Genomic DNA, 15,946 nt, shown 5'->3' on the forward strand with positions numbered 1-15,946 from the left:
CTGATCGGTTGCGCCTGCTACTGGTTCCAGCACTAGCCGCCTCTTCTGATTGCCAAACATCTGATTTAGCCAGTGTGATTCTTCTCTCACTGAACCATCTTTTTCCCCTGTTGATCCTGTTGCTGCTGATGATGCTGCTGGATCAACTCGTCGAGACGGCGGGCCATGGCCTGGGCGAAGCGCGGATCGTTGATATCCATCTCCAGCTCATGAACCTCGACCTGCGGCTGCAGGTCGGCCTTGAGGGCGCTGATGAGGGCCTGGTCGGCAGCGGGATCGTAGAAGGGCTGGCCCTCGGTGTCGATGAGCGAGACGCCGCGCAGGGGGATAAAGAGGGCCGTAGGGCCGCGGGCCTGGTTGAGCTTACGGGCGATGATGTGGCCCAGGGCAGCGCACTCTTCGACAGTAGTGCGCATCAGGGTAACGGTCGGATTATGTTTGTAGAGAAGACGGGAGCGGAATTTCTCGGGGACCGTCTCCATTGGGCCGAAGTTGACCATATCGAGAGCGCCCAGCGAGACCACCTGCGGCAGTCCCGCCGCCCCGGCGGCCTCCAGGCGCTCAGGGCCGGCGCTCAGAACGCCGCCGACCAGCTCATCGGCCAGCTCCGTGGTGGTGATGTCGAGGACTCCGGCCAGGAAGCCGCCTTTCACGAGGGCTTCCAGCGACTGGCCGCCGGTGCCTGTAGCATGAAAGACCAGGACCTCGTAGCCGCGCTCCTCGAGGTAGCGGCGGGCCTCGGTGACGCAAGGCGTGGTGACGCCGAACATCGTGGCTCCGATGAGGGGCCGTGTGGCTGAGGTCGGTTGGAAGGCCGCATAGGCGCGGGCCATGCCAGCAATAGCGGCCGCGGCGTTGCTCAGGATGCGCTCCGAGAGGCGATTGATGCCGGCGATGTCGACTACCGAGTACATCATGGCAATGTCGACGGCGCCGACGTAGGGGCGAGTATCGCCGGAAGCAAGGGTCGAAACCATCAGCTTGGGGACGCCGATGGGCAAGGCCCGCATGGCCTGGGTGACCAGCGCGGAGCCGCCGGAGCCGCCCAGACCGAGCACTCCGTGCAGACGACCCTGGGCAAACAGCTCGCTGAGCACGGCGGTGGCACCACGGGCCATCGTCTCAATGGCGGCGCCGCGATCGCCGCGGGCCGCCAGCTCCTCCACGTCTGCTCCCGCGGCGCGCGCCACCTCCGCGCGACCGATATCCGGCTGCGCCAGCGGCGTCCCCTTCACTCCCGCATCGACAAGAAGGACATCGCAGCCCTCGGCCCGCAGGCGATCCCGCAGATAGGCATACTCCTGGCCTTTGGTGTCGAGCGTGCCGACAAGAACAACTGTTGCCATACGTCGTTGTCGTCCTTTCTTCTGCGTTCCTGCCAGTTCTTCCCGCTCTGCCAGGGCAAAGCAGAGTCTTGGGTGAGCGAGTAATCGAGCGAGCGATCAGGCAAGCAAGAAGTGAGCGCAGAGGCCAGCTGAGCCGCATCGCTCAATGGCTGCTCGCCCTACCAGGGTAAGTGTACGCCCGCCAGTCCTGGGGCGTCAAGCAAGCAAGGAAGCGGGCGAGGGCAGATGGGGAGGCGGCAGCAGGAAAGGGAGCAGAGAAAAGCCAGGCCCCCTCCTCCACCCGTTGGGAGAGGAAGGGGCCACGAACTTCAGGGAGTCTCCTCGAGGTATCCAGAGCGGAAGCGCTGAGACTATGGATAGCCTGCCTGCAATGGACGACTAGTACTCAGGAGCCGGCGTTGACTGCGCCTTCTCCTTCTCCGGGATATCGGTGACCAGGGCCTCGGTGGTCAGGATCATGGCAGCGATGCTGGCCGCGTTCTGCAGGGCCGAGCGGGTCACCTTGGCCGGATCGATGATGCCGGCGGCGACCATATCCTCGTAGCGATCGGTCAGCACGTTATAGCCGACATTCTCGTTCTTCTGCTCCTGCTGAGCACGGCGCACGCCTTCGACGATCACCGAGCCATCCTTACCGGCGTTGATGGCCAACTGGCGCATTGGCTCCTCCAGGGCGCGGCGCAGGATAGCCACGCCGGTCGCCGCATCGCCCTCCAGCTTCACGTTATCGAGGGCCTTGATGGCGTTGAGCAGGGCCACGCCGCCACCGGGAACGATCCCCTCCTCGACCGCGGCGCGTGTCGCCGACAGGGCATCCTCGACGCGGGTCTTGCGATACTTCAGCTCGACCTCGGTGCCAGCGCCGACCTTGATCAGGGCCACGCCGCCGGCCAGCTTGGCCAGGCGCTCCTGCAGCTTCTCGCGGTCGTAGTCGCTGGTGGTCTCCTCGATCTGGGCCTTGATCTGGCGGATGCGAGCCTGGATATCGGCGGGATTGCCGCGGCCCTCGACGATCGTCATATTATCCTTGGTCGCCACCACGCGGCGGGCCTGACCCAGGTCAGCCAGGGTCGCGCTATCGAGGCGGCGGCCCATCTCCTCGCTGATCACCTGGCCACCGGTCAGGATGGCCATATCGCGCAGCATCTCCTTGCGGCGATCGCCGAAGCCCGGGGCCTTGACGGCCAGGACGTTCAGAACGCCGCGCAGCTTATTGACCACCAGGGTCGCCAGGGCCTCGCCATCGACATCCTCGGCCACGATCACGATCTCGCGCTTGCCCTGCTGGGTCAGCTGCTCCAGAATGGGCAGGATATCCTGAACGGCGCTAATCTTCTTGTCCGTGATCAGGATATAAGGCTCGTCGATGACGGCCTCCATCTTCTCGGAGTTCGTTACGAAGTAGGGGGAGATGTAGCCGCGGTCGATCTGCATACCCTCGACATACTCGGTCTCGAAGTTGATGCCGCGGGACTCCTCGACCGTGATGACGCCGTCCTTGCCGACCTTCTCCATGACCTCGGCGATCAGGTTACCGATGGTCTCATCGGCGGCGGAGATGGTGGCCACCTGAGCGATCTCTTTCTTGCCCTCAACGGGGATGGCTTTGGAGCGGATATATTCGACAACGGCCTCGGTACCGCGGTCGATGCCAAGCTTGAGCTGCATCGGGTTGGCACCGGCGGCCAGGTTCTTCAAGCCCTCAGTCACGATGGCCTGAGCCAGGACGGTGGCCGTCGTCGTACCATCGCCGGCCACATCGTTGGTCTTGGTAGCCGCTTCCTTCAGAAGCTGGGCCCCCATGTTCTCAAAGGGGTCCTCCAACTGGATCTCCTTGGCTACCGTGACGCCATCATGGGTGACGCTGGGCGCGCCAAACTTCTTGTCCAGCGCAACGTTGCGCCCCTTGGGACCAAGGGTGACCTTTACGGCCTCAGCGAGTACATCGATACCCTTCTTCAAAGCGTGACGCGCCTGTTCGTCAAAGACCAGCTGCTTCGCCATCGCTGTACTCCACCTCGCTTTCAAACTATGCTGACGATGAGAGCCGTCTCTTCTCTTCCCTTCTCTGCCGCGCTCTCGCTTCCCTAAGAAGTATCCTCTTATTATGAACTTTTCGCCAGTAGGTAGGTAGAGAGAATGTACTTAAGAGCAAGAGAACAAAGACCAGCAAGAAAGAGGAAGAGGAGCGATGCGCCCTAGCTCAACACGGCCAGAATATCGCTCTCTTTGAGCACCAGATATTCTTCGTTGTCGAGCTTGAACTCGGTGCCGCCGTACTTGGCAAACAAAACGTGATCGCCCTCGCGCACCTCGATGGGCACCCGGTCCCCGTTATCGAGCAGGCGCCCGCTGCCGACGGCGATCACCGTACCTTCCTGCGGCTTCTCCTTGGCTGTATCGGGTATGACGATCCCGCTCTTGGTCACTTCCTCCTTCGGAAGCGGCTTGACCACGACGCGGTCGCCTACGGGACGGATCTTCGCCATACGCACACACTCCCTTCACTGTTGGCTGACTCTCGTCAGGGAAAGAAGTAGGCTCACAAAAGGACGGCTGCCGCAGCCGTGCCAGCCGCCAGGCCGGCCCTGCTCAGTCCGACCCGCCGCGGGGCAGTAACCACTGCTCACCGTCCCTTTGCTCGATCTCGACTCGACCGTTCGCTATGACTCTCTTTCTGGCTTGCTGTCCTGTCCTGGGTTCTTTCCGCCTATACTAGATGCCACATCCGCCGTTAGAACAACACAAGAGAAGCGTTAGAGTTCCGTAGGAATTGTGTTAGAGGAACGTTAGAATCCTGACCGCCTGGCCCTCTCCTCCCAGCCATGATATACTTTGTTGACTGGCCAAAGCGGGAGAAAGAAAGAAAGAAAGAACGACCGAGCCTCTTAGCATGGAGGAGAAAGGGGGAATCGCGCGATGTCTGCCGGGCCAGAGGAGTCCCCGACTCCGTTGAGCCATCTCGATGCCGGTGGCCATGTGCGCATGGTCGATGTGAGTGGGAAAGCGGAGACGCTGCGCGAGGCTACCGCTCGCGCCCGGGTCCGTCTGCAGCCGCGGACGCTGGCCCTCATCGAGCAGAACCAGATCGCCAAGGGCAATGTGCTGGAGGTGGCGCGCATCGCGGCTATCATGGCCGCTAAGGCCACGCCGCACTTGATTCCGCTCTGCCATCCGCTGCCGCTGACGCATGTGGGCGTGAACTTTGAGCTGCAGCCCGAGCAGGGGCTGATTCTGATCGAGGCCAGTGCGCGCACAACTTACAAGACCGGGGTGGAGGTGGAAGCTCTGACGGCGGCCACCGTGGCCGCTTTGACCATCTACGATATGTGTAAGGCCGTCGATCAGACGATTACCCTGGAGCAGGCCCACGTTGCGCGCAAGAGCGGCGGCCAGCATGGCCTGGTCGAGTTCTCTCCAGAGGCGCCCGCTTCTTGAGCCATGGCCCAACCCCGCAGCGGGAAGATGAGGGACCAGCCTGGTCGGCCGTCTTCCTCCACCCGCAGGCTCTGAGGTGAGGCGACCGGACCGGACAGGCCGGACCAGGCCGGCCGGCAAAGCGCTCAGGCCAGGACGCGCTGACGTTGGCGATAGCGAACGGAGAGGACACCCTCGGGCAGGGCCTCGATGTCGATGGCTTCGCCGTAGTCAGGCTCGCCGGGATCGTGGCCGTCAAAGAGGTAGTGGCGCAGAAAGGCGCGCAGCAGCGGCGAGTGGGAGATGCAGAGGTAGTGCCTCGGCTGGCGCCGTGGGCCGTCGGCCAGGCTGCGCACAAAGGTCCATAGACGCCGCGCGGCGCCGGGCGCGTCTTCTCCCGGGGGATCAGGCAGGTTGACCCAGTAGCCGATGCGGTCGGGGACGCTCCAGAAGCCTCGCCAGAAGGGATGGCGGGCGATCTCTTCCTCGCCGAGGCCGCACCAGGCGGGCAACTGCTCCACCAGGGCGGCGGCGCTGCTGACCATCTCGACGCGTGTGCCGGCAACGTAGAGATCGGGAGTGCGCAGGGCCTCGTTGCGCTGCGGCTCATGGATGACGAGGCCGGGCAGCGCGCGCCCGCCGATGCCACTCAGGCGGCTCAGAACCTCATAGAGCACCTGGGCAGTTTCACGGGCACGTCGGGGCGCAGCGTGCAGGATGAAGACCTCTTCTCCAGGCCGCAGGCGCCCGGCCAGCCCTTCAGCCAGGCGCGCGATCTCCTGCCTGCCCTCTTCGGTCACAGGCACGTCGCCACGATGGGAGGCGACGCGCCCATGACGCAAGAGCTGGATCACCAGCGACGCGGACCGTTCGCTCATGCTGGCTCCTCCGGAACCAGGGCGAAGGCGCGCGCTGGGGCGCTATCGATGCCGGCGAAGTGGTAAAAGGGGGCAAAGAACTGGCAGCGCGGCGGAAGCTGCCCCAGGTTGACCAGCCCCTCGATGAGGGGGATACCCGCGCCGAGAATGGTGCGATGGACGACGAACTGGTCGGCGGTCCAGCCCTGCTCACGGGCCGCCGGCTCCTCGAAGAAGTCGCAGCCGATGCTCTTGGGCCGCCTGGCAACGAGCCAGTGGGCCGCCGCTTCGGTCAGCGCCGGCGAGCGCGGGAAGTAGATGGGCGTGCCAATGGCCCGCTGAGCCCAGTCGCTGCGCAGGAGCAGGATGTCGCCAGGTCGGATCTCTTCGCCCCGGGCGTGCAGTCGCTCCAGGGCACGCTCAAGCTGCGGCACGTCGATGAGCATGCGCTCATCGACCGGGGTCAGGTCGAGAACGACGGCACTGCCGATGACGCGTTCAAGGGCAACCTGCTCGATGGCCTCCCCTCGCTCGAAACAGTGGAGGGCCGACTCGACGTGACAGCCGGTGTGCAGGCTCATGGTCACCTGGCCGGACTGCCAGTAGGGGCGCTCGCCCTCAGCCCCTTCTCCAACTTTGGTGCGCACCTCAAAGTGAACCCCGATATTGGTGGAAGGCGGTCCTTTGAAGCCTTCGGGAACCGCCGGTGTGAGATCGATGATCCTGGTCATAGCTTTGCTTCGCCTTCGTTCTGCTCAACACGTGATTCCTTTAACGGCGGGACTATCCTATCGGTCGCCCGGCCGGCTGGCGGCGCTGGCCGCCGCAGGTCAGTTTCCCCAGGGCCAGGCCTGGCCGCGGGAGCGCGGGATGCCGCCGACCGAGCTCCTCTAGAGGAGAGAGCGCTTTCGCTCTACAGCGTCCAGAAGAAGTGGCGCTCGCGGCTCTCCAGATTAGGAATGGCCTCCCCTTTGACGTACTGTTCGAAATGAGGCGTGGCCATGTGGGCTTCGTAGGCCGCCTCATCAACGTACTGCTCGTAGATAAAGAAGAGGCGTGGATCGTCCGGCGAGCGATGCGGCTGATAGAAGAGACAGCCAGGTTCCTGAAGCGAGAGCGGAGTCATGGTCTCCAGAACACGGCGGATGGTCTCTTCCTGCCCGGGCTTGGCCCGCCAGTAGGCAGCAACGATGTAGGCCATAGTGGCTTACGCTCCTCTCTGCTTTTTACCGATGCGATTGCGCAGCACTCCAATGCCTTCGATCTCCAGCTCGACCACATCGCCCTCGCGCAGCCAGCGATCGAGTTCCAGGCCGGAGCCGCCAGCGGCGGTCCCCGAGCCAAAGACCTCACCAGGGTAGAGGGTCTGGGCCTGCGAGGCGTAGGCGATCATATCGGCAAAGGTGTGATGCATGTGGCCGGAGTTGTCTTCGCCCCAGATCTCGCCGTTGACGCGCACGACCATGCGCAGGTTGCTGGGGTCGATCTCATCGGCGGTGACGATGCAGGGACCGAGGACGTTGGAGCCGTCCCAGTCCTTGGCCTTGCCCGGTCCCATGTTGACGGGCAGCTCGCGCGTCTGGACGTCGCGGGCCGAAACATCGTTCCAGATGGTGTAGCCAAAGATGTAGTGCATGGCTTCCTCTTTGGGGATGTCCTTGCCGCGCCGTCCAATGATGGCCGCTAGCTCTAGCTCGTGATCGAGGCGCTCGGTGTAGGCCGGCCAGGGAATCTCCTCGTCGGGTCCGATGACGGTCTCAGGCAGCCCTTTGTAGTAGGCCGGCACGCTGTACCATTCGGGGGCAATGGGCCGCCCAAGACGGCTCATGGCATTTTTGAGATGGCCCTCGAAGGCCAGAAAGTCGCGTAGGGAACGGGGGCGCAGCGGCGCCAACAGACGCGCCCCTCCGACGGGCTGGCGCCTGGCAATGGGGGCCCCGGCCTCAATGAAGGCTACCATGTCCCCCTCGAAGCCAACGTCCAGCACGCTCTCCCCCTCCAGCAGACCGACGCGCGGCCCCTGGCCCGCGTCGTAGGTGACAAATTTCATGGCAGAGCCTCTCTCTTCCTTCTTCTGTCACTCTCTATGAGCAGAGCATCAGGCCGCTGCCTGGCCCGGTCAAGGGGGGCAGCTCGCCCTTGCTTGCTCTCAATGCGCCCACTTGTTAGCCGCTTGCGGAGCCAGCAGGCGGGGGCCAGCAGGCAAGAGTATCCGCCTCCCACCTCGCCTGACTCACCCGGCGCGCTCCTCGGCCAGCAGCGCCGCCGCCCTCCGGGCCGCCTGGATGATCTTGAGATAGCAGCCACAGCGGCAGAGGTTGCCGCCAAGGGCCCGCCTGATCTGCTCCTCGTCTGGCTGCGGCTCCTCTTCCAGCAGGGCCTTGACGGTCAGGATCATGCCAGGAGTGCAGTAGCCGCACTGGAAGGCTTGAACCTCCTCAAAGGCCCGCTGGACGGCGTGCTGACCGCCGAGGCCCTCAACAGTGGTGATCTCGCAGCCCTCGGCCAGCGGCGCCAGAAGGATGCAGGTCGAGATGGGCTGGCCATCGAGCAGGGCCGTACAGGCACCGCAGAGGCCCAGCCCGCAGGTCTCGCGTACGCTGCGCAGACCCAGCTCGCGGCGCAGGACCTCCAGCAGCATTTCGTCCGGCTCCGCCTGCACCGTTACGGGTTGGCCATTCAGCCTGAAATGAATCTCCATTGCTGCCTCGCTCTCTCGTCAGACTGGTCAAACTGGCGCGGCGCTGCGGCGCTCGCTGGCCTCTAAGACGCGCTCGGGCGTGAGCGGCAGGTCGCGCACGTGGATGCCGAGCGAGAAGAGGGCATTGCCAATCGCGGCAGGCACCGGCGGCAAGGCCGTCTCGCCCAACCCGTGGATCTCGGCGCCGGGACGCTCGATCAGGTCGTAGGTGATCTGTGGCAGGTCGTCCGCCGCGGGAATATTGTAGTCGGAGAGGTTGGCGTTGGTGACCTGGCCGTCGGCAAAGGTGATCTCTTCGAAGAGGGCGCTGCCCAGACCCATGATCATCGAGCCTTCGTTTTGTAGCTGGGCCGCCGGTGGGTTGACAACTCGCCCGGCGTAGATGGCGGTGTGCAAATGGATGACCTCCAGCTTGCCGGTCTCCTCGTCGACGCGCACCTCGGCGGCAGCCGCACCCTGGTGCCAGTGGGTCGAGGCGATACCCTGGCCCGTATCGGGATCAAGGCCACCCTCGTTGACGCACTCGCCGTATCCCAGCTCCCCGTTCTCCTTGAGCTGGCGCACGGCCTCCACCAGGGCCCGCCCCATCATGTAGGTCGAGCGGCTGGAGGTGGTGCGCGTATCGTAGGGCACGATGTCGGTATCCGGTATAGGGAAGTGGACGCGCTCAACGGGCACGCCGAGCTGCTCGGCAGCCAGCATGCGTATGGCGCGCCAGGCTCCCTGGCCCATTTCGGCAGTGGCGCAGTGCACAGTGTAGCTGCCGTCGTCGTTGGCTTCGACGACAATCGAGGCCCGGCTGGGGGTTTGCATGCCCTTGAGTAAGACCGCCAGCCCCTTGCCGCGTCGCTCTCTCTGCCAGTTGATCCGCTCAGCTACGGCCCGCAGACAGTCGGCAAAGTGGACGTCGTGCATGACCTCGCCCGTGCAGTAGCGGTCTCCGTCGACCAGAACGTTTTTGAGGCGCAGCTCCAGCGGGTCAAGGCCGAGGCGCTCGGCCAGCAGATCCATCGTGCGCTCTGAGGCCCAGACGGCTTGCGTGGCCCCATAGCCGCGGAAGGCGCCGTTGGACGGCAGGTTGGTGTAGATGCAGTAGGAATCGACCCAGACATGGGGAATGCGATAGGGACCGGGCGAGGCGAAGCCCATCTTCTGGGCCACACCGGGTCCGCAATCGGCGTAGGCGCCGGTATTGACCCAGCAGGTGACTTGCTTGGCGACCAGAGTGCCGTCGCGCCTGGCTCCGAGCCGGACGTGGATCGTGGCCGGGTGGCGATTGAGGGTCAGCCACTCCTCGTCACGCCGCAGGACGAGCTTGACGGGGCGCCCTGCCTTGCGCGCCAGGCAGGCCACGATGGCTTCGTAGCGCACGAAGGTTTTGGCCCCAAAAGCTCCGCCCATTGGAGGGGCGATGATGCGAATGCGCTCTTGGGGCAGACCAAAGATGCCGGCCAGGTCCATGCGCAGGTTAAAGGGCGTCTGCGTCCCCGTCCAGACCTCTAGCCGTCCGTCAGGAGTCCAGCACGCCAGGCAGGCATGTGGCTCCATCGGAACGTGTTGGGCGCTGGGCGTGCGATAGGTCTCTTCGACGATGACCTCGGCTTCAGCAAAGCCCTGCTCGATGTCGCCGTGCCGGATGCGGAAGTGGTGGCAGACGTTGCGCTGCGGCTCGGGGCGCATGCCGAAGTAGGCGGCATCGTTATCGGAAATGGCCAGATCCTCATGCAAAAGGGGCGCTCCCGGCTGGATGGCTTCGACAGCGTCGAAGACGGCGGGCAGCTCCTCGTAGTCGACTTCGATCAGCTCGGCGGCCTCGCGGGCGGCGCGCGGTGAGGCGGCGGCTACGGCGGCCACAGGATCCCCAATGTAAAGGGCGCGCTCAACGGCCAGCACCTGTTGATCTTTGATCTGGCAACCGTAAAAACCCAGGGAGCGCACGTCATCAGGGGTCAGCACCACGACATCGGCAGGCAGGGCCGAGGTATCTACACGCAAGACGCGCGCATGGGCATAGGGAGAGCGTACGATGCAGGCGTAGAGCATGTCGGGCAGCTCGACGTCCTGGGCGTAGCGAATGGCTCCGGTGACGCGCGGATCAGGCTCGCGATGATGGCTGTTCTGAGCGCTCTCAGGCATGGCGCTGACTTCCTCCTCCCATCACGCTAAGGCGGTTGAGGTCTTCGAGAGCGCGGCGCACTTCGACGGCAATGACGCGCCGGCGGTAGGCGGCGGAGCCGCGGGCGTCGCTCAGTGGCTCGATGGCGGCGGCGTAGCGCTCACCGATCTCGCGGGCCAGCTCCGGGGCGATGGTGGGCTGGCCGGCGGCCAGGGCACAGATCTCGGGAAAGTACTGGGGTCGCTCGGCCACAGCGCCCACGGCCACTCGCAGCTTTCCCTCACGGCGCACAGCGGCCACCGCCACACAGGGGCGGTCTTCGCTCGAGCGGGAGCGGAATTTGCGATAGACGGCCCCTTCGACGCCGCCGGGAACCTGGATCTCGGTCAGCAGCTCATCGGGGCGCAGGCTGGTTTCATAGTGGCCGACGATCAGCTCTTCGACGGGAATGAGACGCACACCCTGAGGAGAGCGCGCGACGACACGGGCCTCCAGAGCGTGCAGCAAGGCCGGCGGGTCGGAGGCGTAGTCGGCGTCGGCCAGGACGCCGCCAACGGTGGCCTGGTTGCGGACGCGCGGACTGGCCACCAGGCTGAAGGTGGTTGCCAGGACGGGCCAGCCCCGCTGGACGAGCGGCGAGCGCTCGAGAGTCCGGTGAGTGGTCATGGCACCGATTCGCAAGAGCGGGGTCCCGGCCCCAGTGGCATCCTCGACCCTGAGATAGGCCAGCTCCCGCACCTGGCGTAGGGCCAGCAGGGCCTCGGGCTGGAGGAGGCCCTGGTTCATGAGGATGCCGACAAAAGTTCCTCCGGCCACGACGATCGCTTCCTCAGCATAGCGGGCGCGCAGTTCGACGGCCTCCTCCAGGGAGGTCGGGGCAAACCACGCAGGAATGTGTCTGGCCATAGGGCTTCCAGCTTCTTTCTAGCAAGCTTTCTCGCTCGTTCCCTGACTGGCGAGGATCGATCCGGCTCCTCCCTTCGCTCTCCTCTTTCCCGTGCCCGGCCCCGTCCGCTGGTCGGGCCTTCTTCCCACTCCGCTCGGCCTGGCGACCTGTCTCCCAACCAGGAGCCAGACCGGCTCGCGTCGGCCCAGCCGGTGAAGAGGGCCGGGCAGGCAGGGAAAAAAGAGGAAGGAGCCGCACAGCTATCGCTCGCTCAGAGGGTGGTTATCGGACGCGATTGCAGCAGGTAGAGCTGCCCGCCTTCGATGGCCCACTCAATATCTTGCGGTTGGCCGAACATTTCCATCAGCTGCAGGCCCAGCCCGGTCAGGCGGCGAATCTCTTCCTCCGTCAGGACGCGCTGGGCAACGATCTGCTCGCGTTTGACGTTGCCAGCACGATCGACCACGTAGTGATCGGGGGTAACCTCGCCTGAGACGATCTGTTCGCCCAGTCCAAAGACGGCCTCGATAATCAGGCGGTCGCGCCGCCGGTTGACGGGGTCGACGGTAAAGAGCACGCCGGCCTTCTCAGGCTGTAGCATCTTTTGCACGACAACAGCCATCCTCAGGTCATGCAGCGAGCCTTTGCGAGCGCGGTAGAACAGGGCGCGCTCGCTAAAGAAGGAGGCCCAGCAGTCGACAACGCGGCGACAGACCTCATCGGGGCCGCTGACGTTGAGATAGGTTTCTTGCTGGCCGGCATAGCTGGCGGCCTCGGAGTCCTCGGCGCAGGCCGAGGAGCGCACGGCCACCCTGCCATGGTCCGGAGCCAGGCGCTCATAGGCGGCCACGATGGCCTCCCGCGGTGGCTCGGCCTGGCGCACCAGCGCCTGAGCTTCGGCGTGGCGCTGCTCCAGCACCAGGGCCAGCAGTCGCTCGCGGTCGACCGCCTGCTCAAGGACGAAGGCCGGGATAACAAAGCCCGGCGGCACCGGCAGACCGCGGGCGGTCATGGCGGCCAGGCTGGCTCCCTTGCCCCCGGCCTGGTGAACATCAGAGCAGGCAGCCTCATCAAACCAGAGAATGGCCTGTTGTTGGGTCGCACGTCCCTGGCTCATGCCTCACCCTCATCCTCGATGATACCGACGGCGCGCACAGGGGCCCCGGTCGTGCCCACCCATTTGATGGGGAAGACGGCCACCTTGAAATTGCAGGGCGGGAGCTGATCGAGGTTGACCAGATTCTCCAAGTGCCAGTAGTCCTCTTCCTTCATGACCAGATGGGCTTCCCAGAATTGCTTGCGCTCGAACATGGCCCAGACAGGCGGGTCAAAGGTCGGGGCATCAGTTCCCATCATGCGCACGCCCTGAGAGATCAGGTAGCGGGTGGCCTCAGCGGTCATACCGCAGTGATCGGTGAGATAGCGTGGCTCGTTGTTGTAGGCCGAGGCACCGGTCTGGATGAGCACGATGTCGCGCGGCTTGAGGGTGTAGTGGATCCTGGCCAGGGCCTCCTCGATGTCGGCGCGCGTGATGCCGTAGCCATAAGGCTTGTCGCGGAAGTCGAGCACAACGCCGTCCGAGTAGCAGTATTCCAGGGGAATACCCTCGGGACCAGGAGCGTCGGGGCCGCGGACGTGCTTGAGAGCGTCGCAGTGGGTGCCGATATGGTCGCCCTGGATGACAAGATAGGAGGCCGTCAGCCAGGTGGCCCCGTACTGGGCAGCGCCAATGCCCTCGGCGAATTCCTGCCAGGTCTCGTACATCAGAAGGGCCGGCGGCACGACCCGCGGAAAGGTCATCATGCCCTTGTGCACCGGCATCGAGAGATCGACAAGGCGAGTCATGCATGTTCTCCTTTCAAAACCAGTTCCCCGAAGAATTCTACGTGCTGGCGCAGCAGACGACCGGCCAGCTCACCGTCACCGGCACGCAGCGCTTCCAGAATGGGACGGTGCATCTCGGCCAACTGGTGCAGTTCGATCTCGGTCTTGACGACACTGATGAGCGTGCGGGCCTCGATGCGCAGCGAGCGCCAGACTTCCTGCAGGACGCGGTTTCCACTGGCTTCCACAATGAGGCGATGAAAGGCGACATCGTGACAGACCTGGCTGTAGCGGTCGCCCTCGTCGGCGGCGCGCTGCATGGCGGCGATCTCTTCTTCTAAGGCCCCGACATCGCCGGCCAGGCGAGTCGCCGCCGCCCGCGCCGCCACCTCCTCGATGGCGGCGCGTACGGGATAGACCTCGGCCAGCTCTTGCTGGGTCACTGCGCGAACACGCGCCCCACGATAGGGCACCGATTCGACGAAGCCCAGAGCCTCCAGCTCGCGCAGCGATTCGCGCACCGGGGCCTGGCTGGTGCCGAACTCCTGGGCGATCTGAAGCTCGATGAGCCGGTCGCCTGGACGGTAATCCCCTTGCAGGATGCGCGTCAGCAGAATCTCTTTGATCTGCTGGCGCAGGCTCTTGCGCGTCAGGGTCAAGAAAGAACCTCCACCACGCCGGTAGCTCCGTTGACACGGATGCGGTCGCCGGTCTTGATGCGCTGGGTGGCGTCGGAGGTCCCTACGACGGCAGGAATGCCAAACTCGCGCGAGACGACCGCCGGGTGCGAGGTGACCCCGCCAGCATCGGTCACAAGACCAACGATGCGCGTGAAGAGGACAACCCAGGCAGGGTTGGTCATGCGGCAAACCAGGATCTCCCCTTCGCGCACCTGGTCAAATTGCTCCAGCGAGGTCACGATGCGCGCCGGCCCCTCGACCACGCCCGGCGAGGCCGCCAGACCGCGAATCTCGTCGCTCTTCTGCGCCGGCTGCTTGTAGAATTTCTCGGGGAAACCCCAGAGAGCGTTGTAGGGGAAAGCCAGGGCCGTCCTGGTCGCCGTGCCGACCCATTCGCGCGGGCGAATGCTGTAGGCTCGCTCGCGCTCGTCGCGCCGCTGCGAGACCAGCTCGCGCGCCGGTACAGCTCCGGGATTGGTCATGAGCAGGCGCAGCTCGTTGTAGCGTAAATACATGACGTCTTCGGGATCGTCGAGCAATCGGGCCTGGACAAGCTTCTTGCCGATAGCGATGAGCACCAGACGCAGGCGGGCGTTGGTCCCCTGGTCGATATAGAAGTGATGGTCGGGCGTGAGCGGGTTCATGCGTAGCGAGAGGTCAAGAGCCTGCTGCAGGCGCTGGCGTCCTTCCCCAGGTGGGACGTCGTCCATAAGCTCGTGAATGGCACGGTCAAGGTCTTCGCGCACACCCTGGATGGTGCGCGGGTAGTCATAGTCCGTTTCCAGGTAGCCGCGCAGGATCTCGAGGATCGGGGTAGCCTGCTCCTTCCAGGTGGGGAAGGCGAATTCGTGCGACCAGATCGATTTGTAGCCAAATTCTTGCTGGTACGGCTCGATGCGCTCGCGAATGAGCTGCTGGCCGCGCGAGGATTGCTGCAGGGCGCGCCAGATGTCAGCAGCCGTCTCGCCTCGCTTGAAGAGCTGGCGCAGATCGTCGTCGGCCTTGATCTCCTCTTTAATACGCCAGAGGGCCTCGATAGAGTCCCAGTTACGGTCGGCCAGCGAGCTTTGTAGCCTCCCCATCAGGTTAGGATCGACTTCGCCCTTGATCTCCTGAATGAGAGCGTTCAGGTTGAGAGTCGAGGAGAATTGCGCGAAGTTGAGCATCCAGTGAATCTTCCAGTGACGGTCATGGATGTCAATGGCGTCTTCCAGGAGAACTGCCAGTTCGACAAGGCTGGCGTGCTCGGTGTCGTAGTTGTCGAGGTAGGCGAAGTTGCGCTCCATTTCGGGCCGCAGCCGGGTCCGCCACCAGTCGAGGAAGTTCTGGGCATAGTGGGGGAGCACGGCGTTCATGTAGGCGCCGATTTTCTGGGGATAGTCGGGGTCGCGCGGTACCCGCGGGACGTAGCGCGATTGGTATTCGGTGGCTTCGGCCCGCAGGGAGGAGTCGGCGGGCACAGCGGCGGTGTAGACGTAGCCATTGATGTTTTTGGCGATCCAGTCGCAGGCGAAGGGGGTGCCGAAGCGCCGGAACATGTGATCGCAGGTGAGCCACCAGCCGCCGATGTCGAAGAACATGGGCGAGACGGGATTAGGAATATGCAGGTCGTCGTAGATCCAGAACAGTTCCTGCTCGCCCTCTTCCCAGGTGATGGGAAAGCTCTCGTCGCCGTAGAATGTGCCGAGGACTTCGTCGTTGTTGCTCATAACGATGCCTTCCTCTCTGAAACCAGCCCGATCCTTCCTCCCACTCGCTCGCTCTCGCTCTCCGCCCGGAAAGCGCATCGGAGCGGTCAGGAGCAGATCGGGCCTGAGCGTTCCTTGCGCCGAACGCTGGCCGACGTCGTGTGGCGCGCGCACACGACAGGGCAAATAGGCAAGGTGAGCAGTTCCAGGCCGGCATGTCCGTCCATGCCACTGCTCTCTATCAAGAATAAATTATCGATAAACGAAAGTCAAGCTGGGCCAGAAACATCCCGAAGAAAGCAGGCTGCCGGGGGACACTGGTGAGCAGCACGCCGCGTGGCGTGCTTCCTGGGCTGTGGATCAGGCAATCAGAAGCGGAGCTGTTCGCCTGGGTTGGAGAAGCATAAAGACCTGCCGCCTGCTGGCGCTCC

Annotated in this window: 15 protein-coding genes; 1 reads left to right on the forward strand and 14 read right to left on the reverse strand. The window is 64.2% G+C overall.

All coding sequences use genetic code 11. From position 1 onward, the window contains the following. Positions 1 to 86 precede the first annotated feature (86 nt). The 3 genes from ACFMO7_RS07375 to groES all read right to left on the reverse strand — a co-directional run bounded on the left by ACFMO7_RS07375 (position 87) and on the right by groES (position 3,835). The gene (locus ACFMO7_RS07375) at positions 87 to 1,346 is read right to left on the reverse strand and encodes a Tm-1-like ATP-binding domain-containing protein (RefSeq protein WP_376794879.1); all 1,260 of its coding nucleotides are present in this window, start codon (positions 1,344 to 1,346) and stop codon (positions 87 to 89) included. Positions 1,347 to 1,724: 378 nt separating this feature from the next. After that, positions 1,725 to 3,350 (reverse strand): chaperonin GroEL, encoded by a 1,626-nt coding sequence (gene groL / locus ACFMO7_RS07380; RefSeq protein ID WP_376794880.1) that lies wholly within the window; start codon positions 3,348 to 3,350, stop codon positions 1,725 to 1,727. A 194-nt stretch (positions 3,351 to 3,544) separates the two neighbouring features. Further along, entirely contained in the window at positions 3,545 to 3,835 is a 291-nt protein-coding gene (gene groES / locus ACFMO7_RS07385; RefSeq protein ID WP_069805481.1) for a co-chaperone GroES, read from the reverse strand. Between the two features lie 430 nt (positions 3,836 to 4,265). Here groES and moaC point away from each other — a divergent pair, with 430 nt between their 5' ends. Further along, positions 4,266 to 4,784: a cyclic pyranopterin monophosphate synthase MoaC gene (gene moaC / locus ACFMO7_RS07390; protein ID WP_376794881.1), complete on the forward strand. Its 519-nt coding sequence runs from the start codon at positions 4,266 to 4,268 to the stop codon at positions 4,782 to 4,784. Between the two features lie 125 nt (positions 4,785 to 4,909). On the opposite strand, the gene ACFMO7_RS07395 is transcribed toward moaC, so the two are convergent. The 11 genes from ACFMO7_RS07395 to ACFMO7_RS07445 form a co-directional block, all read right to left on the reverse strand. Next, positions 4,910 to 5,641, reverse strand: a complete 732-nt coding sequence (locus tag ACFMO7_RS07395) for a histidine phosphatase family protein (protein ID WP_376794882.1) — start codon at positions 5,639 to 5,641, stop codon at positions 4,910 to 4,912. Continuing rightward, positions 5,638 to 6,351 (reverse strand): cyclase family protein, encoded by a 714-nt coding sequence (locus ACFMO7_RS07400; protein WP_376794883.1) that lies wholly within the window; start codon positions 6,349 to 6,351, stop codon positions 5,638 to 5,640. The genes ACFMO7_RS07395 and ACFMO7_RS07400 overlap by 4 nt, the downstream gene beginning before the upstream one ends. Before the next feature lie 182 nt (positions 6,352 to 6,533). Next, positions 6,534 to 6,821, reverse strand: coding sequence for a putative quinol monooxygenase (locus ACFMO7_RS07405; protein ID WP_376794884.1), 288 nt, complete (start codon positions 6,819 to 6,821; stop codon positions 6,534 to 6,536). A 6-nt stretch (positions 6,822 to 6,827) separates the two neighbouring features. Continuing rightward, on the reverse strand, positions 6,828 to 7,670 hold the full coding sequence (locus tag ACFMO7_RS07410) for a fumarylacetoacetate hydrolase family protein (RefSeq protein WP_376794885.1): 843 nt from the start codon (positions 7,668 to 7,670) through the stop codon (positions 6,828 to 6,830). Between the two features lie 183 nt (positions 7,671 to 7,853). Beyond that, a complete protein-coding gene (locus tag ACFMO7_RS07415) occupies positions 7,854 to 8,321 on the reverse strand; it encodes a (2Fe-2S)-binding protein (RefSeq protein ID WP_376794886.1) in 468 nt (155 codons plus the stop codon). A 27-nt stretch (positions 8,322 to 8,348) separates the two neighbouring features. Continuing rightward, positions 8,349 to 10,457, reverse strand: coding sequence for a xanthine dehydrogenase family protein molybdopterin-binding subunit (locus ACFMO7_RS07420; protein ID WP_376794887.1), 2,109 nt, complete (start codon positions 10,455 to 10,457; stop codon positions 8,349 to 8,351). Beyond that, entirely contained in the window at positions 10,450 to 11,343 is an 894-nt protein-coding gene (locus ACFMO7_RS07425; protein ID WP_376794888.1) for an FAD binding domain-containing protein, read from the reverse strand. Before ACFMO7_RS07425 ends, ACFMO7_RS07420 begins: the two co-directional genes overlap by 8 nt. A gap of 251 nt (positions 11,344 to 11,594) precedes the next feature. Next, on the reverse strand, positions 11,595 to 12,440 hold the full coding sequence (locus tag ACFMO7_RS07430; protein WP_376794889.1) for a PEP/pyruvate-binding domain-containing protein: 846 nt from the start codon (positions 12,438 to 12,440) through the stop codon (positions 11,595 to 11,597). Then, a complete protein-coding gene (locus ACFMO7_RS07435; protein WP_376794890.1) occupies positions 12,437 to 13,168 on the reverse strand; it encodes a cyclase family protein in 732 nt (243 codons plus the stop codon). The genes ACFMO7_RS07430 and ACFMO7_RS07435 overlap by 4 nt, the downstream gene beginning before the upstream one ends. Next, positions 13,165 to 13,806, reverse strand: coding sequence for a GntR family transcriptional regulator (locus tag ACFMO7_RS07440; RefSeq protein ID WP_376794891.1), 642 nt, complete (start codon positions 13,804 to 13,806; stop codon positions 13,165 to 13,167). Before ACFMO7_RS07440 ends, ACFMO7_RS07435 begins: the two co-directional genes overlap by 4 nt. After that, the gene (locus tag ACFMO7_RS07445; RefSeq protein WP_376794892.1) at positions 13,803 to 15,536 is read right to left on the reverse strand and encodes a PEP-utilizing enzyme; all 1,734 of its coding nucleotides are present in this window, start codon (positions 15,534 to 15,536) and stop codon (positions 13,803 to 13,805) included. Before ACFMO7_RS07445 ends, ACFMO7_RS07440 begins: the two co-directional genes overlap by 4 nt. Positions 15,537 to 15,946 lie beyond the last annotated feature (410 nt).

The sequence above is a fragment of the Thermogemmatispora sp. genome (assembly GCF_042408735.1).
Taxonomy (GTDB): domain Bacteria; phylum Chloroflexota; class Ktedonobacteria; order Ktedonobacterales; family Ktedonobacteraceae; genus Thermogemmatispora.